The organism is Chryseobacterium sp. IT-36CA2 (assembly GCF_949767875.1).
GTDB lineage: Bacteria > Bacteroidota > Bacteroidia > Flavobacteriales > Weeksellaceae > Chryseobacterium.
In genome coordinates this window covers 623,963-644,736 of the sequence record NZ_CATKPG010000020.1, presented here as the reverse complement: position 1 = coordinate 644,736, position 20,774 = coordinate 623,963, and the positions used below count along the sequence as shown (strand labels likewise).

The following is a 20,774-nucleotide window of genomic DNA, read 5'->3' as shown; positions in this document are numbered from 1 at the left end:
AGAGAGTTTGAGAGTAATTGTTTTATGAAGTAATAAAAAAGAAATTTTATACCTATTCATCAAACTGTTATTTTTGTTTCTAGTTTCTAGTTTCTAGTTTCTAGTTTCTAGTTTCTAGTTTCTAGTTTCTAGTTTCTAGTTTTTAAATTTATATCCATGAAAGAAAACAGTTTCACAGGCCCATTGGAAATTATAGGAATCAATCCTTTTGTGTTTATTCCGGAAGAGATTCTGGAAAATATTTTTGATGAATCAGGAAGAAATAAAAGTCCCATTGCTGTAAAAGGAACGGTGAATGGGAAAGAATTTAAGCAAAACCTGATGAAATACCTGGGCGAGTGGAGGCTGTATATCAACCTGACCATGTTGAAAAATTCTCCAAAGAGAATAGGAGAAGTCATTGAAGTCGTGCTGGAATATGATGATTCTGACAGAAGTCTTTCTATTCATCCTCAATTGGAAAAGGCTATCAAAGAAAGTTCTTTGGCAACAGAAAATTTCGAAAACCTGACTCCATCAAGAAGGCATGAGCTGATCCGTTATATCAATAATTTAAAAACTGAAGCCAGTATTCAGCGGAATATTGAGAAAATAATCCGGCACTTACATGGTGAAACAGACTTTTTTGGGAAGAAAATAGAATAATGATAAGCATGGATCTCATCATCTATCATTTATAAAATAAAAAGACCGGAAAAACTTTCCGGTCTTTTTTTTACTAAGAATTTAATGTTTTGCTAAGTTTTACAGCATCCTGGTTGGTAGGATCGTACTGTATCGACTTGGCGATGTGTTCTTTTGCTTTATTAGGATCGCTTTGCTGCTCCGAAAAGGCAAGATAGAAATAAGCATATGCAAGGTTTTTCTTGTTTTGCTCTACTTCTTCAGGCTTCACCGTTGCAATATATTTTTCGTAAGCAATTTTTGCATTGGCATCATCTTTTGCAGACTGGTAAGCATAAGCCTGGCTGTAATAAGACGGCGCCCAGTCCGGTAATAAAACAGATATTTTTTTCCATGTAGCAATGGAGTTAGTCCAGTCTGATGCTTCCTGGTAGGCATTTGCCAATTTTGCTAGTGATTCTACATCTTTCGGATTGGTCTCGATCTGTTTTTTAAGACCTTCAATCGTTGGATTCGTTGTTTGACTCGTTGAAGCCGAAGTTTCCGGCTGAGTCGTTTGTGCATTTACAAGACTTACACTTCCTGCCAGTATTAACCCTAAAAAAAGATTTCTACTATTAATTTTACTCATTTTCATAATCTTATATTTTAAATTCATAATCTAAAATTCAAGAATAATTCCACAAAACTGTAAATTTTAGAGGCTTTAAGGTTTTTTAGAAAATATTAACGGGAAACAGGATTTTTTTAGATTAATTTTTGATTCGTTGATCTTTGAGGCTATCTTTGTGATTCACTTTTTTAATAATACACATAATTTAGTGGTATGAATATCATATTAGCTTCAACATCCACGCTTTTTGGTGGAGAATATCTGGAATACTTAAGAGAAGAATTAATCCAATTATATAAAGGAATTGATGAAATTGTGTTTATCCCTTTTGCAAGACCAGGCGGAATTTCTCATGATGATTATACAGCAAAAGCCCGTTCTTTCTTTGAAACGATCAATATAAAAGTAAAAGGACTTCATGAATTTGAAGATAAAAAAGAAGCCATTCATCAGGCAAAAGGTTTTTTTACCGGAGGCGGAAATACTTTTTTATTGGTTAAAACATTACACGAAGAAGGATTAATGTCTGTCTTAAAAGAAAATGTATCAGCAGGAAAAGCCTATCTTGGATGCAGTGCAGGGAGTAATATTGGCGGTCAGAATATGAAAACAACCAACGATATGCCGATTGTATATCCTCCAAGTTTCGACTGTATGGGATTGGTTCCTTTTAATATCAACCCACATTACCTTGATCCTAATCCGGATTTGAAACATAATGGTGAAACCAGAGAAACCCGTATTCAGGAGTTCCTTACCCAAAATGATATCAAAGTGATAGGTCTTAGAGAAGGAAACTGGATCAGAAGAACAAATGATGTTATTATAGTGGAAGGAAATGAACTGACCAGGATTTTTGAAAAAGGGAAAGAACCTTACGAAATAGAAGCAGGAAGCAAGCTTTAATGAATAGAGAAGAAATTAACCTTTTTATCGAACATAATCTGACCAATTTTTCAGTGAACAGTACCGGATGGAGTGATCTGATCCGGAAATTGCTGTTTGAATTTGCGATCGCAGGCTGGAATCTGGAACATCAGGTTTTTGGGAAAGAAAAGTTTGGCGAATTGAGATGCTACACGTATTCTGAAGATGAAAGACTCAATATCAGGCTTAAAAATATCAAAGATAAATATTCACAATTGTCTGTAAAAATGTGTGAAATCTGTGGCAGTGAAGGAAAAATGAGAACAATTGGTTCATGGCAGACGACGTTATGTCTGAACCATTTTCTGGAACAGCAGCCCGTTATTGAAATTGATGATGAACAGAACGTCAAACTTAATAATAAGACGATTCTGAATATTAGAAATGTGGTGAAAGCTGAGGTAGAATACGATCTTCAGAAGTTGTGTCTTCACACAGGACAGAATGATTGGGAAAGGAAGAAATATTTTTCATGGCAGGAACCTAACTATTATCTGCTTTTAAAAACAATTCCATTATCACTATTTACGAAAGACATACAGCAGGAAATTTCTATGTTGTTTCAAAGCTTAAATGATTGTGAAATATGCGGTCATAAAGCCGTATACCAGAGAAGCTGTTTGCGCTGTCATCAGGAACCGTGGAATGATTCGGGCTATTTTATTGAGGATTATGGAGACAAATCAAATTACATCAAAGAATGCCAGATGGATATTTTTGTAGATGAAGATGATTATGAAAAATATTTTATTAATGACCGGTCATTTGAAAAGCTTCCTGATCATCAGATTCTTTTCAGTTCCGATGATCTCAGGGAGTATGAAAAGCTTTTATTTTAACTATATTTGATTTAGAATTTAAATAAATGAAAAGGTTCAGATATTGCCTAACAGTATTTGAAATCTATGAATTTAGCCTCAAACAACAATGCAATGAAAAAAACACTTGCTGTTCTCACGCTTTCTGTACAGATGGTAGCTGCGCAGAATATGGGTCAGAAATTAGACAAAGCAACAAAGGATCTTATGGATTCTTCAGGAGCTGCTTCTTCCAGTTTATCATTTTATGTTTCAGACGAAAACGGCAACTTTATATACGAATATCAGGGGAGTAAGGGGCTTTCTACAGCTTCTACACAGAAGATTTTTACTGCAGGTGCTGCACTGGAAACTTTAGGAAAGAATTATACTTTTACAACCACTTCAAGCTATTCCGGAAATATATCCGGAGGTACATTGAACGGAAATCTTTTCATCAGTTCCAACGGTGATCCTACTTTGGGAAGCTGGAGGTACGATGCCTATAAACCTGAAAATTTTAAAAAGAAACTGATTGATGCTATTAAAAATTCAGGAATAACAAAAATATCAGGTGATCTGGTGATTGATGATTCTTATTTTGATCATCAGACGATTCCGGGAGGCTGGCCATGGGATGATCTTGGAAATTACTACGGAGCCGGAGTTTGGGGAATCAACTGGAAAGAAAATCAGTTTGATATCAATATCAACGGAACAGATTTTAAAAACTTTTCTTATCCTCTGGAAGGCGTAAAATGGCTGAATGATCTGAAAGCCGGCGGAAGTTCAGACCAAAGTCTTATTTTCACAGCTCCTCATTCTGAAGTGGCTTTAATTAATGGAATGCTTCCGGCAGGAAAAACAGTAACAGTTTCAGGATCTACTCCTAATCCTCCATTACAGCTGGCTGCGGAAGTAAAACAATGGCTGAAAGAATCAGGAATTGAACTTTCAGGAAAAACGGTGACGAATTCACAGCTTGAACTAGAAGGGAAACAAGCGTTGGAAGCTCCTAAAAATAATATTCTTCTCACTTATCAATCGCCAACTCTGGATAAAATTGTATACTGGTTTCTGAGAAAAAGTGTCAACTTGTACGGGGAGACTTTGATTAAAACCTTAGGAAAAGAGAAAAAAGGAAATTCAAGTTTCAAAAGTGGAGTTTCTTATCTGAAAGAGTTCTGGAAATCAAAAGGAATTAATCCTAATATGATCAATTTTGCTGACGGAAGCGGGCTTTCACCACAAAATTATGTGGCGGCAAAAGCTGAAGTACAGGCACTGTTATATGCGAAGAAACAATCCTGGTTTGATGCTTATTATGACGGTTTTCCCGTTCAGGATAACGGAATGAAGATGAAAAGCGGAACCATGAGAGATACCAAGTCTTTTGCCGGATATCACACTGCAAAAGATGGAAAAAAATATGTATTTTCGATTATTATCAACAATTATCAGGGAAGTGGGAATGCAGAGCTGCAGAAAATTCTGAATGTTTTAAAATAAAATACCTTTGAGAAAATCCATACTTACAAGGCTGAATAACTGGATCATTTTTGTGGTCATGACTACTTTGGTGATTGCCATTGTAGTGGCTTCCACATCCCTTATTAATTTTCTCAGAAAAGAGGAGATCAAAAGGATCAGCCTTCTTTCCAAAGCGATAAGAATACAGCAGGAAGTGAAAACTCCTGATACGGATGTTCTGGACCTTTTGCCGGATATCCTCAATATCAACAATACCATTCCGTTTATTGTAACGGATAAATTTAAAAATCCTATCCTTGACCTCGGATATTACAGAAATATCCCTGAAAGTACTATTAAAGATCCCGAGAAACTTCAGGATCTGATCCGGAATATGGAGAAAAATTATGATCCTATTGAGATCAAAGTGCCGGACGGAAATAATCAGTTTGTGTACTACGACAATTCGCGTATGCTGAATAATCTTCGGTATTCGCCTTATATTTTAGGATTATTTATTTTGCTGTATTTTGGTTTTTCTTTCTGGTTTTTCAGAACCATCAAAAAGACAGATGAAGGATATCTTTGGGCAGGTTTGGCTAAAGAAACTGCTCATCAGATCGGAACTCCTTTATCCTCTATGATTGGCTGGATAGAGATCATGAAGCTAGATAACCCTGATTCGGATGGTGTACATGAGATTGAAAGAGATATTGAAAGACTGAGAACTATTTCTGAAAGATTCTCCAAAATAGGTTCGGTTCCGGAGCTGAACGACAGAAACTTCAATGAAACCATTCAGGAGAATTATGATTATTTAAAAACCAGAATTTCCAGAAAAGTCAATTTTACGTTGAATCTTCCCAACTATACCGTTTTGGTACCACATAATAAAATTCTGATGAGCTGGGTGATTGAAAACCTGGTGAAAAATGCAGTAGATGCTATGAAAGGCGAAGGCGCTATTACGATGTCTGTTTTTGAGAGAAACAAAAATATTCTTATCGAAGTGAAAGACAACGGAAGCGGAATGACCAAGCAGCAGGCAAGAAATGCTTTTAATCCTGGGTATTCTACCAAAAAAAGAGGCTGGGGGCTGGGATTGTCATTGGCTAGAAGGGTAATTCATGAATACCATAACGGAGATATTAAAATTTCGCAGACTGAGGTAGGAAAGGGAAGTACCTTTAGAATAACCATCAGAAAAGCAGAAAATATTTAACTTGAAATTTGTTTTGCAAACAAGAAACCTTATAGATTTTTAAAGCCTATAACATTTGAATATAAGAATACAAGATCTACTTGAGGAAAGTAAAAAGCGGGGAAATTTCCCCGCTTTTCTTATTATTTTTTACCAGTAAGCCACTGGTTCTGTAGCTTCAGTTCTTCCGGAGTTGGATTCGCCTTAAATGAAAGTGCTTCCATGGTCATTTTATCCAGAATTGCTTTTCCTTTCAGCGTCATTTTCTCTTTCTTGCCGGCATTATCTCTTAAAATAGTTACCGTAACGCCCTGTCCATCTTTAATGGTTTTGGTATATTTAATAAAATCCTGTACATTTTTGATGTCTACCGTTCTTCCATCCAAAGCAAGTACCTGATCAGTGATTTTGAATCCGATACTTTTTGCAAATGGAGACAAAGAAGAATGATCGTTAAAAGCAAAAGCATTGGTCTTTTGATCAAAATCTGTTTCATTCGGGTTTTTGATGAACCAGAAAATAGGCTCGCTTTCCTGCTTTTTAATATCTACACCTACCATGCTCAGATATTGTGCATAAGGAGTTGGTTGGTTTCCTGCAATATATTTGTTATAGAAATCTTTTACCTGAGGATATCCGGTTACCGTTACCAGTTCGTCAATCAGTTTATCATCTTTGAAAGGTTTGTTTTCACCAAATCTCTGTGATAGTTTTCTGATCATATCACGATATCCCATTTCCCCGTTGGAAAGCTTTCTAAGCTCGATGTCTAAACACATTGCTAAAAGAGCTCCTTTCTCATACACGTTTCTGTACTGATCTTTATAAGGCTCAACTAATACATTTTTACTCATTACGGTAAATGGCATTGTATCATCATAGCTTTTGGAATTGGCAATTTTCTCACCCATTCTTTCAAGGAACTGTTTTTTATCAATCAAACCTTCCTGAATCTGGAACAGGTTGGCGAAATATTCAGTTCCACCTTCGTACATCCATAAGTGCTGAGACATTTTCGGATCTGCATAATCGAAATAGTGAATCTCTTCTGAATGCGTTTTCAAAGGGTTTACAGTATGGAAAAACTCGTGAGAAACTACATCTGTAATAGCGTTATCAATAGCATCTTTCGGCATTGCTTCAGGAAGCACTACACTTGTAGATTCGTGGTGTTCCAATGCTCCGAAACCTTTCACTTTAGGTCCGTCACCTCCGGAAAGGTAAAGCATGATTGCATACTTTTTATTGGTATTCATATCACCCAAAAACTTCTTCTGAGCGATTACCATTTTCTCCAGATTTTCTTTGAAATCGGCAGCTTTGTATTTTCCTGTCGGAGAATATACACCCAGTACAAGATCCATTCCCCCAGCATTGAAGGTAATATAATCCGGTTTTGTATACATTAACGGAGAATCTGTTACCTTGGCATAATTGGCAAGAGTATAAGTATCTGTAGACTCAGATTTGTCCTGATCTACCAAAGCAGTCGTTCCGTAGAAATCTGTTGGTTTCTGTACGATCAGCTGATAAGGAACATCCTGCATATTATCAATATATCCAATGAACCCGTGGGTATTGATCATATATACTTTTCCTTCCTCAATATCTGTTCCTGACGGAGAAAATACTGCTTTATGCTTTGATGTATCCAATTCATCATCAAAACTGTCATTCACAAGATAAGAGATTTTGGAAAGTCCCTGAGCGTTTTTCAATGAATAAGTATTATCATTTACTTTGGTGAAAGTAAGCTCTCTTCCTTTATTATCGTAAAATTTAATCCCTTCGATGAATCTTCCATAGTCGTCTACAGAATAAGTACCAGGAACCGTTTTAGGGAAATGAAATTTAACATCTCCGGATTTCATTTTCGGAAATTCCATGGTAACGGCTACTTTATCATCTTTTACATTGACAAGATCAATAGTTGTTTTTATAGACTGAGCATTTGCTAAAAAAGAAGCAAAAATGCCAAGACTAAGGACTGTTTTTCTCATTAGATTTACATTAATAGTTAAATAGTTGCTCTTTTTGTCATTTTGTTACGGAAGAAGTATTAAACTTTTCTTAAAATTTAAAATTAAAAAGTGAAAAGGCAAATCTGTTTATCTACAAATTTGCCTTTTTCTTTATTTATTATTGTAATAATTGATATAATAATTAGGATTAAATTCTACCGGACTATTCTTTTTAAGCTTTACCGTCTGCCATTCTTCAGTAGGATTGATCGTCTGATCTCCATTAATAATGATAGGTAACTTCAGATTTTTCACCACATCTGTATAACGGAATTTTAAAGTATCACCATTCTGATTATACTCAAGAGTAGGGATCTTTATTGTTCTCAGATACTGATCAAAAACAGTTGAGAAATCAATCCCTGATTTCGATGAAATATAATTTTCAATCTGCTGAGTGGTAACAGTCTGATGATAAAAATCTTTATTCAGACCTCTTAAAATCTGTCTGAATTTTTCATCATTATTGATCACCTGTCTTATCGTATGAATCATATTGGCTCCTTTCGGGTACATATCTCCGCTGCCTTCATTTCTTACACCATACTGGCCAATAATAGGAACGTCATTGTCTATCAATTTCCTGATTCCCTGAACATAGATTTCAGAAGATTTTTTGTCCATATATTTTTCCGTGAAAAGAGTTTCGGAATAGTTGGTGAAACTCTCATGAATCCACATATCAGCCTGATCTTTGGCAGTAATATTGTTAGCAAACCATTCATGGCCGCTTTCATGAATAATAATGAAATCCCATTTTAATCCAACTCCCGTCCCTGAAAGATCTCTTCCAAGATAGCCGTTCTGATATTTGTTTCCATATGCCACATTACTCTGATGTTCCATACCAAGGTGAGGAGATTCTACAAGTTTGTATGAATCTTCATAAAACGGATATGGGCCAAACCAGTATTCAAACGCTGAGAGCATAGGTTTTACCTGTTGGAATTGTTTTTTTGCCTTGTCTAGATTGTAGTCAAGTACCCAATAATCCAAATCCAGTTTTCCTTTTTCACCCTCAAATATATCTTTAAAATTTACATATTTTCCTATACTTGGAATAATAGAGTAGGCGTTGATAGGGTTTTTCACTTCCCATGTATAAGTTGTCTTATTTCCCTCTGTCTTTTTGTTGGTAAGCCTTCCATTTCCTACTCCTACAAGATCTTTGGGTGTAGTAATATTCATGACAATACCATTGTCAGGTTCGTCGCTCCAGATATCTTTGGTAGGAAGCCATATGGAAGCTCCTATTCCTTCGTCAGCAGCAGTCATCCAGGGATTTCCCTTTTCATCTTTGGTGAAAACCCAGCCTCCATCCCACGGGGCGTTTTTAGCAATCGTAGGTTTCCCGGAATACAGAACATTGATGGTGTATTTTTCTCCTTTTTTGAATTTTTTATTGGCTGTAACCCAAATAAAATCTCCATCCTGCTTATAATTGGCAATCGGAAAACTTCCTTCCACTTTATCCGCTTTCATAGGCTGCTGAAGGTCAATCTGGAAAACAGGATTGGTGACATCTTTTATAATCTCAAAGCTGATTGTATTATTTCCTTTAATACTTCTCTGTTCAAAGTCCGGTTCTACAGACAGATCATATTTTTTGACATCCCAAAAATTTCTGAACTTAGTATTAGACCCTTTTAAAGTATCTTGTTTGGTGAAAACTTTACCCTTCTCAAAGAACTGCCCGAAAGCCAGCCCTGAAACAAATAAGAGTGTATATGACAACTTTTTCATTTAAGCTTTTATTAATAATCTTTTCAAAAGTATAAAATTAAATTAATAGCGACATGCCGTAACTCAAATTAAATACAGATTTTAAAGCATAAAAAAAAGCCCGGCAATGGCCGGGCTGTAAATATGGATTGGTTTTATTTTTTAATGAATTTCAGGTTTGTAGAGGTTCCCTTATCGTCAATTGAAATGATATAAGCTCCTGTAATCAGTTTTGATACAGCAATTTTATTGTCTGTAATCTGACCATTCATTACAATTTGTCCTGCAGCATTAGTAATCGTAAACTGAGCTTTGGATGAAACTTTAAGAACGTTCAGTACATCAGTTGCCGGGTTAGGGAAAATTTGAACTGTATTATTGTCTTTTGTTACATCTTTTGTGCTAAGAGCATCCTGAATAAGGATAGGATAGTCTTCAGTTTCCCCATATTCAGGGCTGGTACAGGCATCTGTTGGCTGGGCGCTGTAAGCCAGCATCACTCTCATAATGATATTTCCTCCGGTATATGCATCATTAGGAACGGAGAATGTTCCCGAAACCGGAGTTAATTTACTAGGTGCACTTGTATAAATCTGCTCAGAGCTTGAGAATATTCCATCTTTATTGAAGTCTATCCATGCAGTTACTCCTTCGTTGTATTTGGTGCCTGACCATTGTTTTGCTATGCTGATGGTGTTGCCAGAAGAACCTTTTTTAAGAGTAATCAGTTTCGTAGCATCCGTAGTGTAATTAGTGTAAGCTGATCCAACACTGTTATTCGAAACGGCGGCCATTCCGGTAGGAGTCACCGTAACATTGGATATAAATTCATCAGAAGGATCTGAGGAAACGGCACATACACTAAATGAAAGTGTTGTGAAATTAGCAGATGTAGAATAAGTTCCTGTTGCAGATCCGCATACATTGGCTATTTGTACTTCATACTGTGTGGCTTCTTCTAATCCTGTAAAAGGATAAGAATTTGTAGTCACCGGAATGGTAATCCATGCAGCACTTCCTGTTTTTCTATATTGTAAAGAATAAGTGGCTCCCTGTACAGCTGGCCAGCTTACGGTTGCGGAAGATTTTGTTATCCCTGAAACAGAAACTCCTGTGGGTGCTGTTGACGAGCAAGCCGAAGCAGCAGAAACAGTAGCATTTCCAATGGCATAAAATACATTGTCAATAGCACTTACCCTTATCTTTACATTAGCTCCAGCAGCAAGCGTTGAAAATGAATACGATTCTACTCCGTCATTAGGTGTTGATGCTGAAATAACAGTCCATGTATTTCCATTATCCGTTGTATAATCTATTTTAACATTTGCTACGTTATAAATCGTATTATTTGTATTGGCTACGTCCCAGGTAATGGCTCCAGAGGTATTATTATATACTGTGGATGAAGTAAGTTTAAATGGTCCGTCATTTCCTACATTTATTTTAACTAAACTGCTTTGGGTCTGTTGTTGGGTAACATCAGGATTATTATCTCTTACCGTTACCTTAAAGTTCATTTCTCTGCTGACATTAGATACCGTTTCCCAATCCTGAGCATTGGTAAGATTTCCATTGAGCACACTGGATAATTTGGGGAAATAACGTGTTGGAGAATTGGTAGGCATCAGCGATCTGAAGTTTGCCCCATTAGTACGATTGGCATCTACATTATTAAATTTAGTAGTTGCGATATCATACTGCTCCCAGGTATAGGTCATAGGATCATTTTGAGCATCTGCAGCGCTCGCAGTTAGCACAAAAGCTGTTCCTTTGGGAATTGTTTTGGTAGGAATGGGCTGTATCACCGGTGGAGTATTGGCAACCGGAGTGGTAATAGCACAATTTTGAGAATTTACATATTGTTGTATTTGTTCAATATTGAGTACGTGAAAATAAGCATCAGAATTCATTTGAACATTGGCAGCAGTAATTCCTGCATAACCCATAATGGTGGAGCCTGATCCTGGTTCTATGGGACGGTCTGTCTGAGGATGAATGACAGACATCGTATGACGGCCTCCAAACTGATGTCCCAGCTCATGGGCTACATAATCAATATCAAAGGTATCACCAAAAGGCTGATCATTGATACTCGGAGAAGTGATTCCTGCTCCTTTTGAAGTGTCATCGTTATTATTGGCAGGGTTTCTACATACGTTTCCGATGTCACCGGCTGATCCGCCACCACCTCTATGTCCGAAAAAATGACCTACATCATAAGCACCATTCCCTACACCGGCAGTATTGGTTAAAGTTTGCTGAACTTGCAAATTCCATGCATCAGGTGCAGAATAAGAACCGTTGGGATTTTGAACAACATCTGCATAGGGGTCTGTTGCGGGATCCGTAAAAATAAGTTGTGGCAGATCCTGTACAATCAAATGAATTCCCAAGTCCTTTTCATAGACACCGTTTACTCGGTTTATAGTAGCATTAATACGGGCTGCTGCTCCCGGAACTCCTCCTGCTAATTGGGTATATTCACCATTTACAGAAACAGCTAGTCTATAAGTTCTGTATTTTTGGTCATTACTTTTTTTTTGACTTCCTGCTTTTTCCCAAACACTCTTTGAATTGAGCAGTTTTTTCATTTGCTTTTTTGATTGTTCAGTTTCGGATACTTTACATTCAAAAGGGTGGCCGTCCGATGTTTTATTAGACTTAAAGAAAACTCCAAATACATCCTTTTCCTTATTAATAGGCTCTATAAATTCATATAGACCTGTTTTAGTATCAAAAAGCATCGATTGGAAATCATTGGGTGCTGTACTAAGTCTAACCTGTTTGCTTGGATTATCCAGACCTACTCCTGAATAAGCTCCTAACTGATATCTATCTGCCATTGATTTTTCCATGACAGGCGAGCTGTACACAGAAAATCTTTCAACTCTTCCATCTGTAGTAGGTAAATAAATGACTACCGGACTTCCTTTTCCGGCTTCCGGAGCATTTTTTAAAAGCTCTCTCAGTGCATTAAGATCAAATTTGTAAGCATGAATAACATTCACTTCTTTCCTGATCGGAGTAATCTTTTGAGATACGGGTTCCCAACGTTGTGCTTGTAAACTCGTTAGCCCTATTGCTAACGCAAAAACGAAAATAATTTTCTTTTTCATGAAATAATATATTGATTTGGTTTTGGTTTTGTGAATTTTGTGTAAATCTAATCAATTGTATGTGAATAATTAATTAAAAGTATTTATTTATTGATTTTGATTTAATTTTAAAATTAATAACTTTAATTAGTCTTAATTGTGAAAAATTTTTAATCAATTATTATATTTTAAGAAAAAATAAATTGATGTATTGGGAGGGGTGTAATAAAAAAAGAGCTGATTTTCACAATGGAAAACCAGCTCTTTTTATATCGTTGATTAATTAAATTATTTCTGTACTGCCGGAAGGTTTCCGTTACTTTTCTGTGCTTTTTTATAAGTATAACTACACATCATAATACTGAATTCATAAAGAACAAGCAGTGGTAATGCAGCCATGATCATACTCAAAACGTCGGCTGGAGTAATGATTGCTGCCACTACCATAATCAAAACTATAGCATGACGACGATAGGTCTTCATAAAGGTAGGGGTAAGAATTCCGATACTGGTGAGGAAGTAGATAAGGATAGGGAAAAGAAAAATAACTCCCATACCCAAAACGACCTGTAAAAATAAGGTGGTATAATCACTTAAGTCATAAAGCGGAACGATAATGTCTGAAATTTTAAAGATAACCCCAAAATTAACAGCAAACGGAAGGATTAAAAAATAACCACACAATACCCCGGTCATGAAAAGCATCCATACCGCATTGATAATATAAATAGAATTCTTTCTTTCCTTTGGATGTAAAGCAGGACCAATGAAACGCCATAATTCCCATACAATATAAGGGAATGCAGCTACCATTCCCCCAAAAATAGAAACAGCCATCATCACATTGAACTGCTGATACAATCTCTGTACACGAACAGGGAACTCTTTTGGAAGATGAATACTGTCTTCCCCTAAAATCATTCTTGAAAAATGATTAACAATTCTGAAGGTAGGGAAATCATTTCTGGTGGGTCCAAAAAAGATATGGTCCATAATCCAGTTGATATTAAAGCCCACAACAAAAGCCGCAATTATGATAGCAATAATCGAACGGATCAGGTGCCCTCTTAATTCTCCTATATGTCCAAGAAAGGACATGTCTTTACCATCACTCACAGAATAAAATTTTTACAGCGCAAATTTATAAAAAAAATGACAGAAGTAAGAGTTTGCAGGGTATTAGTTAAATTTTACTTTTAATCTGCAAATTGTCTTATTAATCTCCAACCTCTGGATTTCTATCTCTAATTAATTCCTTCGTCCAGCAGTTTATGCAGATCTATGATCCCGAAATACTTTCCGTTTTCTGTTACTACAAGCTGTCCGATATTATTTTCTTTCAGAATTTTCATAGCTTCTTTGGCTAAAGAATCCTTCTCAATTGTTCTTGGGCGGGCAGACATAATATCTTTAGCCGATACTTTGCTGATATCTTCTCCTTTCATCAGCATTCTTCTCAAATCACCATCTGTGATAACACCAATAATCTGATCTGCATTCGTTACCACTGTAATTCCGTGGCTTGAACCACTGATCGAGATAATAACATCTCTTATGGATGCATCTTCTGTAACCTGTGGTTTTTGTGAAGAAAGAAACTGCTCCACTTTAGATGTAAGATTTTTTCCTAAGCTTCCTCCAGGATGAAATTTGGCAAAATCATTAGCTTTAAAGTCATTCAGTTCCATCAAAGCCACTGCCAAAGCATCTCCCAACGCCATTTGTATAGTTGTAGAACTTGTAGGAGCCAATTTATTCGGGCACGCTTCAACATCTACATGGGTATCTAAAATAACTTCAGAAAACTCAGCCAGTTTACTGGTCTTATTTCCTGTCATTCCTATCAAAGCGGATGAATAATCTTTCAAATAAGGAACCAGATTTGCAATTTCAGGTGAATTTCCGGAATTGGAGATGCATAAAACAACATCCTGTTTCTGAATCACCCCAAGATCTCCATGAATAGCTTCTGAAGCATGAAGGAATTGCGAAGGGGTACCTGTTGAGTTTAAGGTCGCTACAATTTTATTTCCTACGTGAGCAGATTTTCCAATTCCTACCACGATGAGCTTTCCTTTTGCCGAATTAATAATCTCTACTGCCTGCGCAAATTGGTCATCAAGTCTGTTTTTTAATTTTTCGAGTTCAGAAATTTCTATTTCTAAAGTGCTTTTTGCAATTGATATAATGTTGGTTCTATCCATTTTATGATAATAAGGTATACAAAAAAGTTCTTAAAAAACGTTATATTTTAAAAAGAATATTTAATATAAATTTTATTTTTTATAAATTCGTTCGCTTTTATTTTAAGCAGAATTTTTATAACTTTGGGTGAGTTGCAAATTTAGCAATAGAAAATTAGATGAGTGCAAAAAAAGCCAATTTATCAGGCGAATTAAAAAAGTATTTTGGTTTTTCTACTTTTAAGGGCCAGCAGGAACAAATTATAGACAATCTATTGAATGGGAAAGATATATTTGTTTTAATGCCTACAGGTGGTGGAAAATCATTATGTTATCAGCTTCCGGCACTTATTTCGGAAGGTACGGCAATAGTCGTTTCACCCCTAATAGCGTTGATGAAAAATCAGGTAGACGCGGTGAACGGTCTTTCATCTGAGGATGGAGTAGCACACGTATTGAATTCATCATTAAACAAAACGCAGACCAAACAGGTTTTTGATGATATCAAAAGCGGTAAAACCAAACTTCTGTATGTAGCTCCTGAATCATTAATTAAAGATGATTATCTGGAGTTTTTGAAAGACGTGAAAATTTCTTTCTTTGCTATTGATGAGGCGCACTGTATTTCAGAATGGGGACACGATTTCAGACCGGAATACAGGAATCTGAAACAGATTATAGACAAAATCGCCAGTGTACCGGTGATTGCTTTGACGGCTACTGCCACTCCTAAGGTGCAGGATGATATCCAGAAAACTTTAGGAATGACGAATGCATTGGTATTCAAAGAAAGTTTTAACCGTCCTAATCTATACTATGAAGTATGTCCTAAAATCAATATAGATAAGGAAATCGTTAAATTCATCAATCAGCATAAAGGAAAATCAGGAATTGTATATTGCCTGAGCCGAAGAAAAGTTGAAGAATTTGCCCAGCTTCTGCAGGTCAACGGAATCAATGCACTTCCTTATCATGCCGGTCTTGATCAGAAAGTGAGAGTGGCCAATCAGGATAAATTCCTGATGGAAGAAGTAGATGTAATTGTGGCAACCATTGCCTTCGGGATGGGAATTGATAAACCCGATGTGCGTTTTGTAATCCATTATGATTTCCCGAAATCACTGGAAAGTTATTATCAGGAAACCGGAAGAGCAGGAAGAGATGGAGGTGAAGGTCATTGTCTGGCATTCTACGATCCGAAAGATATTGAAAAATTGGAAAAATTCCTGGCACAGAAGCCCGTTTCAGAAAGAGAAATAGGACTTCAGCTTTTAAATGAAGTGGTAGGCTATGCTGAAACTTCAATGAGCAGAAGACAATATATTCTTTATTATTTTGGTGAAAGTTTCGATCCGATAAATGGTGACGGGGCAAAAATGTGTGACAATTCTTCCAATCCGCCAAAATTAAAGGATGCTACGGCAGACATGGAAAAGTCGCTGGAACTGATCAGTGATACAGGAGAAAAATTCAAGTCCAAAGACCTGATCTCTGTCATTGTAGGAAAAGAAAATGCAGTTACAAAATCTTACAAACTTGAACAAAGCTCTTATTTTGGTTTTGGAAAAGAGGAAAAAGATAATTACTGGAAAACAATTCTGAGACAAGCAACTGTTCAGAATTTTTTACAAAAAGATATTGAAACTTACGGTGTTTTAAAGATTACAGAAAAAGGAAGAAATGTCGTAAATGGTAAATCCAAAGAAGTATTTTTAATTGCTGAAGACAGGGAATTTGACCTTACTCAGGCAAAAGCGGAAAGTGATCAGGTACAGCAGCAGGCTGGCGGAGGCTTAGATCAGAAACTTTTTACCCTGTTGAAAGAACTGAGAAAGAAAGTAGCCAAAAAACATGGAATTCCGCCTTATACGGTGTTTATGGATCCAAGTTTGGAGGATATGACAGTTCAATATCCGATCACAGTAGATGAAATTACCAAAATCTATGGAGTAGGCGAAGGAAAAGCCAAAAAATATGGTAAGGAATTCGCAGACTACATCAAAACATACGTAGAAGATAATAATATCGAACGTACTCAGGATATGGTACTGAAGCAGGTGGCCAATAAATCAAGCCATAAAGTTTTTATTATCCAGAGCACTGATAAAAAGATTGATCTTGAAGATATCGCAAGAGCTAAAAACCTTTCTATGGATGAACTTCTTAAAGAAATGGAAAGGATTGTATATCAGGGAACAAAACTGAATATCGACTACTATATTGAAGATAATTTTGACGAAGACATCGTAGACGGATTCATGGAATTCATGAACGAATCTGAAAGCGACAGCATGAAAGTATTGCTGGATGAATTCGGGGATGAACTGTCTGATGAAGAAGTAAGAATGCTGAGAATTAAATTCATTAGTGACGTAGCAAATTAGAAAATCAATATATTTTTAAAATATAAATAAAATAGAGCAAGCTTTTCAGTAGAAGAGCTTGCTCTATTTTTACACAGACTTTGCTCCGGCTGAAATTATAAACTAAAGCAGAGTTTTGAAGCTTAGTTAATTTCTGTTAATAACCACCAAAACAGCAATTTTCACCCTTCCAATATTAGAAAGATAACCAAACTTTTTAGTAACTTTGATATGATGAAAAAAATATCTGTCATATTTATTCTGCCGGACCTAGAGACCGGAGGAGCAGAAAGGATTGTTACTACCATAGCGAACCATCTTTCCAGAGATCGGTTTGAGCCCAAGATTTTGCTGTTACGTAAACAAGGCGGATACCTGGATTTTCTTAAAAAAGATGTCGAAATCATCGATATCAATACCGAAAGAATAAGACATTCATTACGACCTATTTTAGGAGAAATCTACAGAAGAAAACCGGATATTGTTTTCTCAGGTTTCGGAGAGGTAAATGCTTATTTATCCCTATTCATAAAACTTTTTCCAAGAACAAAATTCATCGCGAGGGAAACCAACGTTGTTACCGAGCATGTAACCCGTAAAGAAATTAAATTTTTCTATAATTTTTACAATAACTATCAGAGAATCATTGCTCAAAGTGATGATATGATGAAGGATCTTGTCGATAATTTTAATATTAAAAAGAAAAAAATTGTCAAGATCAATAATCCTGTAGACTTTGATTTTATTGAAGATAAAATGGCTGTATCTGTAAAACCGGAATGCTTCAAATACAATTATAAAAATGTAGTGGCTATTGGTAATTTATCTTCCAGAAAAGGATTTGACAACTTGTTGAAGGTTTTTTCAAGACTGAAGAACGAAAATATTATCCTTCATATTTTAGGAGACGGAAAAGATAAAGATCTGTTGCTTCAGACAAAGGAGCTTTTAGGATTAAAAAAAGTCATTTTCCATGGCAGACAGGAAAATCCCTACCAATATCTGAAATATGCGGATTTATTTGTTCTTTCTTCAAGATATGAAGGATTTCCCAACGTGCTTCTGGAAGCAGGTGCCTGCGGAACGTATTCTCTGGCCAACAACTGTCCCGGAGGAATCAATGAAATCATTCAGCACAATGTAAACGGGGAAATCGCGAATATTGAAAACTATGATGGTTTCGCCCAGCAGATTGTAAAAGTATTGCAGAGCAACTATAACAGAGATGCCATAAAAAATTCTATTAAATCCAGATTCTCGAAGAATATTATTTTGGATAAATACGAAAAGCTTTTATTGGATTTGATACAACCTTGATGACTCCATTTGCTTTATGGGTTGTTAATTTCTTACTTTTGGAGTTATAAATTTTATCTGAAAACCAATTTTTCATTCATGAATAAGATCCAGAAATTAGGATGTGCCTGTGAGAAGCCCAATTCAAATTATACAGAATATAGAAGTTCAGCATTAGGAACTGATCATACCAACGGGAGATACGGGGAAGTAACGATTCAACAGTGCAAGTTGTGCCAGAGAATATGGATTCATTATTTTGTGGAATATGAAAGCTTTTCCAAATCAGGAAGATGGTACAAAGGAATTGTTTCTAAAAAAGACCGCCCAAATATAACCCCGGAAAATGCAGTAGAGTTTTTGGAAAGCCTTGAATGGTATGTGTACGGAGGTTCTTTTTTTGAAAGTACAGGTGAATTTGGACAAGGAAAGCTGAATGTGTAATTAATAAATATTAAATTTATGAAACCATTTATCATTGTTATTTTGATGTTGAATGCTGTTGGAATGCTGGCTCAGCAGAAGACAATCTCCAGAAAAGAATTGTTAAAAACTGCTCTTGATCAGAAAGTTAAATTCACAGAAATTCAGGAAATAACAATGGCTGCAGGACAAGGAGCGCCAGAACATCTGCATCCCTGTCCCGTTTTAGGAATAATCAATTCCGGTGAAGCAGTTTTTCAAATAGAAGGACAAGAAAAAGTGGTTCTTCATGAAGGTGATGCTTTTTACGAACCTAAAAATGTAAAAATCCTTCATTTTGATAATGCATCAGCTGATAAACCGCTTGTCTTTACCGCAATTTACCTGAAAAAGGGGAATGAGGAAAATATAAAGTTCATAAAATAACATTTTTCATAAAACTAAAGCATATAATTATCATTTTTAAAATTGATAAAACTCACTTTGGTGCTTGGTAATTTATATGTAAATTTGTGAGAATTAAGATAGATAATAATAAACAAATTCATACAATAACATGAGTCAATTCGATGTTACCGTAATAGGTTCTGGTCCCGGTGGTTATGTTGCTGCTATCCGTGCAGCACAATTAGGTTTCAAAACAGCAATTATTGAAAAATATTCAACTTTAGGCGGAACTTGTCTTAACGTTGGATGTATTCCGTCAAAAGCGCTTCTTGACAGCTCTGAACATTTCGAAAATGCAAAACATAATTTTGCAGGTCACGGAATCATCATCAATGAGCCACAGGCAGATATCGCAAGAATGATCGAACGTAAAAACGAAGTGATCAAACAAAATACAGACGGAATCAGCTACCTGATGAACAAAAATCAGATTACTGTTTTTGAAGGGGTAGGAAGCTTCGAATCTGCTACTCAGATTAAAGTTACTAAAAACGACGGTTCTTCTGAAACGATCGAATCTAAATATACAATCATTGCAACAGGTTCTAAACCATCTGCATTACCTTTCATCTCTTTAGACAAAGAAAGAGTGATTACTTCTACGGAAGCTTTAAACCTTAAAGAAATTCCTAAGCATTTAGTAGTAATCGGAGGTGGGGTTATCGGTCTTGAACTAGGTTCTGTATACCTAAGATTAGGAGCTCAGGTAACTGTTGTTGAATTTATGGATAAAATCATCCCTGGAATGGATGGAGCTTTAAGCAAAGAATTGACTAAAGTTCTTAAGAAACAAGGAATGAAGTTTATGCTTTCTACTGCGGTTTCTGCGGTTGAAAGAAACGGAGATACTGTAAAGATCACTGCTAAAGATAAAAAAGGAGAAGAAGTAGTAGTAGAAGGAGATTACTGTTTAGTTTCTGTAGGTAGAAAACCTTATACAGATGGTCTTGGTCTTGAAAAAGCAGGAGTAGAGCTTGACGAAAGAGGGAGAGTGAAAGTAAACGATCACCTTCAGACTAATGTTGCTAATATCTATGCGATCGGGGACGTTATCAAAGGGGCTATGTTGGCTCACAAAGCTGAAGAAGAAGGAGTATTTGTTGCTGAAACATTGGCTGGACAAAAACCTCACATCAACTATAACCTTATCCCGGGAGTTGTTTACACATGGCCGGAAGTAGCTGGAGTTGGTAAAACTGAAGAGCAGTTAAAAGAAGAAGGGGTAGCTTACAAAGTAGGATCTTTCCCAATGAGAGCGTTAGGTAGAAGCCGTGCAAGTGGTGATATCGATGGTCTTGTTAAGATTATTGCAGACGAAAAAACAGATGAAGTTTTAGGAATGCATATCATTGGAGCAAGAGCTGCTGACCTTATTGCTGAAGGGGTAATTGCTATGGAATTCCGTGCAAGTGCTGAAGATATTGCAAGAAGTTCTCATGCTCACCCAACGTATGCAGAGGCTATCAAAGAAGCTGCATTGGATGCTACAGCAAAAAGACCTATTCATATGTAATATTTGATTAAAAAATTTAATCATTTAAATATAAAAAGGAGAAATCAATTTGGTTTCTCCTTTTTTTGGCATAAAAATG

The 20,774-nt window shown here is 36.1% G+C and carries 16 protein-coding genes; 10 read left to right on the top strand and 6 right to left on the bottom strand.

Features of this window, described 5'->3' with window-relative positions:
- Window positions 1-156: 156 nt before the first annotated feature.
- Window positions 157-645: a YdeI/OmpD-associated family protein gene (locus tag ACM6F9_RS10305; protein ID WP_414845625.1), complete on the top strand. Its 489-nt coding sequence runs from the start codon at window positions 157-159 to the stop codon at window positions 643-645.
- A gap of 73 nt (window positions 646-718) precedes the next feature.
- Here ACM6F9_RS10305 and ACM6F9_RS10300 read toward each other — a convergent pair whose 3' ends face one another.
- Complete coding sequence (locus ACM6F9_RS10300) at window positions 719-1,255, bottom strand: tetratricopeptide repeat protein (protein WP_414845624.1); 537 nt, start codon at window positions 1,253-1,255, stop codon at window positions 719-721.
- A gap of 195 nt (window positions 1,256-1,450) precedes the next feature.
- Between ACM6F9_RS10300 and pepE the strand changes: the two genes are divergently transcribed.
- From pepE to ACM6F9_RS10280, 4 genes are all read left to right on the top strand, one after another.
- Window positions 1,451-2,143 carry a dipeptidase PepE gene (gene pepE, locus ACM6F9_RS10295; protein WP_414845623.1) on the top strand — a complete coding sequence of 231 codons (693 nt, stop codon included), beginning with the start codon at window positions 1,451-1,453 and terminating at the stop codon, window positions 2,141-2,143.
- Window positions 2,143-3,003 (top strand): hypothetical protein, encoded by an 861-nt coding sequence (locus ACM6F9_RS10290; protein ID WP_414845622.1) that lies wholly within the window; start codon window positions 2,143-2,145, stop codon window positions 3,001-3,003. The genes pepE and ACM6F9_RS10290 overlap by 1 nt, the downstream gene beginning before the upstream one ends.
- Before the next feature lie 93 nt (window positions 3,004-3,096).
- Complete coding sequence (dacB, locus tag ACM6F9_RS10285) at window positions 3,097-4,470, top strand: D-alanyl-D-alanine carboxypeptidase/D-alanyl-D-alanine-endopeptidase (protein ID WP_414845621.1); 1,374 nt, start codon at window positions 3,097-3,099, stop codon at window positions 4,468-4,470.
- Window positions 4,471-4,477: 7 nt separating this feature from the next.
- Entirely contained in the window at window positions 4,478-5,653 is a 1,176-nt protein-coding gene (locus ACM6F9_RS10280; protein ID WP_414845620.1) for a sensor histidine kinase, read from the top strand.
- 122 nt (window positions 5,654-5,775) lie between these two features.
- Here the strand turns inward: ACM6F9_RS10280 and ACM6F9_RS10275 are convergent, their stop codons facing one another.
- The 5 genes from ACM6F9_RS10275 to ACM6F9_RS10255 all read right to left on the bottom strand — a co-directional run bounded on the left by ACM6F9_RS10275 (window position 5,776) and on the right by ACM6F9_RS10255 (window position 14,674).
- A complete protein-coding gene (locus ACM6F9_RS10275) occupies window positions 5,776-7,632 on the bottom strand; it encodes a peptidase M61 (RefSeq protein ID WP_414845619.1) in 1,857 nt (618 codons plus the stop codon).
- Window positions 7,633-7,764: 132 nt separating this feature from the next.
- The gene (locus tag ACM6F9_RS10270) at window positions 7,765-9,396 is read right to left on the bottom strand and encodes a M1 family metallopeptidase (protein WP_414845618.1); all 1,632 of its coding nucleotides are present in this window, start codon (window positions 9,394-9,396) and stop codon (window positions 7,765-7,767) included.
- Between the two features lie 134 nt (window positions 9,397-9,530).
- Window positions 9,531-12,491 carry a reprolysin-like metallopeptidase gene (locus ACM6F9_RS10265; RefSeq protein ID WP_414845617.1) on the bottom strand — a complete coding sequence of 987 codons (2,961 nt, stop codon included), beginning with the start codon at window positions 12,489-12,491 and terminating at the stop codon, window positions 9,531-9,533.
- Between the two features lie 267 nt (window positions 12,492-12,758).
- Window positions 12,759-13,586: a twin-arginine translocase subunit TatC gene (gene tatC, locus ACM6F9_RS10260; RefSeq protein ID WP_105701321.1), complete on the bottom strand. Its 828-nt coding sequence runs from the start codon at window positions 13,584-13,586 to the stop codon at window positions 12,759-12,761.
- Between the two features lie 128 nt (window positions 13,587-13,714).
- Window positions 13,715-14,674, bottom strand: a complete 960-nt coding sequence (locus ACM6F9_RS10255; protein WP_414845616.1) for a KpsF/GutQ family sugar-phosphate isomerase — start codon at window positions 14,672-14,674, stop codon at window positions 13,715-13,717.
- A gap of 158 nt (window positions 14,675-14,832) precedes the next feature.
- Between ACM6F9_RS10255 and recQ the strand changes: the two genes are divergently transcribed.
- The 5 genes from recQ to lpdA all read left to right on the top strand — a co-directional run bounded on the left by recQ (window position 14,833) and on the right by lpdA (window position 20,695).
- Window positions 14,833-17,037: a DNA helicase RecQ gene (gene recQ, locus ACM6F9_RS10250; protein WP_414845615.1), complete on the top strand. Its 2,205-nt coding sequence runs from the start codon at window positions 14,833-14,835 to the stop codon at window positions 17,035-17,037.
- A gap of 213 nt (window positions 17,038-17,250) precedes the next feature.
- Window positions 17,251-18,333 carry a glycosyltransferase gene (locus ACM6F9_RS10245; RefSeq protein WP_414845614.1) on the top strand — a complete coding sequence of 361 codons (1,083 nt, stop codon included), beginning with the start codon at window positions 17,251-17,253 and terminating at the stop codon, window positions 18,331-18,333.
- Window positions 18,334-18,411: 78 nt separating this feature from the next.
- Window positions 18,412-18,756, top strand: a complete 345-nt coding sequence (locus ACM6F9_RS10240; protein ID WP_414845613.1) for a hypothetical protein — start codon at window positions 18,412-18,414, stop codon at window positions 18,754-18,756.
- Between the two features lie 18 nt (window positions 18,757-18,774).
- Window positions 18,775-19,161 (top strand): cupin domain-containing protein, encoded by a 387-nt coding sequence (locus ACM6F9_RS10235; protein ID WP_414845612.1) that lies wholly within the window; start codon window positions 18,775-18,777, stop codon window positions 19,159-19,161.
- A gap of 130 nt (window positions 19,162-19,291) precedes the next feature.
- Complete coding sequence (lpdA, locus tag ACM6F9_RS10230; protein WP_105701327.1) at window positions 19,292-20,695, top strand: dihydrolipoyl dehydrogenase; 1,404 nt, start codon at window positions 19,292-19,294, stop codon at window positions 20,693-20,695.
- Window positions 20,696-20,774: the final 79 nt, after the last annotated feature.

Excerpts from the sequence above, each read along its gene's own strand:
- ACM6F9_RS10300 (WP_414845624.1), bottom strand. The coding sequence starts at position 1,255 with ATGAGTAAAATTAATAGTAGAAATCTTTTTTTAGGGTTAATACTGGCA.
- ACM6F9_RS10235 (WP_414845612.1), top strand. The coding sequence starts at position 18,775 with ATGAAACCATTTATCATTGTTATTTTGATGTTGAATGCTGTTGGAATG.
- lpdA (WP_105701327.1), top strand. The coding sequence starts at position 19,292 with ATGAGTCAATTCGATGTTACCGTAATAGGTTCTGGTCCCGGTGGTTAT.
- ACM6F9_RS10245 (WP_414845614.1), top strand. The coding sequence starts at position 17,251 with ATGAAAAAAATATCTGTCATATTTATTCTGCCGGACCTAGAGACCGGA.
- pepE (WP_414845623.1), top strand. The coding sequence starts at position 1,451 with ATGAATATCATATTAGCTTCAACATCCACGCTTTTTGGTGGAGAATAT.
- ACM6F9_RS10270 (WP_414845618.1), bottom strand. The coding sequence starts at position 9,396 with ATGAAAAAGTTGTCATATACACTCTTATTTGTTTCAGGGCTGGCTTTC.
- ACM6F9_RS10255 (WP_414845616.1), bottom strand. The coding sequence starts at position 14,674 with ATGGATAGAACCAACATTATATCAATTGCAAAAAGCACTTTAGAAATA.
- ACM6F9_RS10290 (WP_414845622.1), top strand. The coding sequence starts at position 2,143 with ATGAATAGAGAAGAAATTAACCTTTTTATCGAACATAATCTGACCAAT.
- ACM6F9_RS10275 (WP_414845619.1), bottom strand. The coding sequence starts at position 7,632 with ATGAGAAAAACAGTCCTTAGTCTTGGCATTTTTGCTTCTTTTTTAGCA.
- ACM6F9_RS10265 (WP_414845617.1), bottom strand. The coding sequence starts at position 12,491 with ATGAAAAAGAAAATTATTTTCGTTTTTGCGTTAGCAATAGGGCTAACG.
- recQ (WP_414845615.1), top strand. The coding sequence starts at position 14,833 with ATGAGTGCAAAAAAAGCCAATTTATCAGGCGAATTAAAAAAGTATTTT.
- dacB (WP_414845621.1), top strand. The coding sequence starts at position 3,097 with ATGAAAAAAACACTTGCTGTTCTCACGCTTTCTGTACAGATGGTAGCT.
- ACM6F9_RS10240 (WP_414845613.1), top strand. The coding sequence starts at position 18,412 with ATGAATAAGATCCAGAAATTAGGATGTGCCTGTGAGAAGCCCAATTCA.
- ACM6F9_RS10305 (WP_414845625.1), top strand. The coding sequence starts at position 157 with ATGAAAGAAAACAGTTTCACAGGCCCATTGGAAATTATAGGAATCAAT.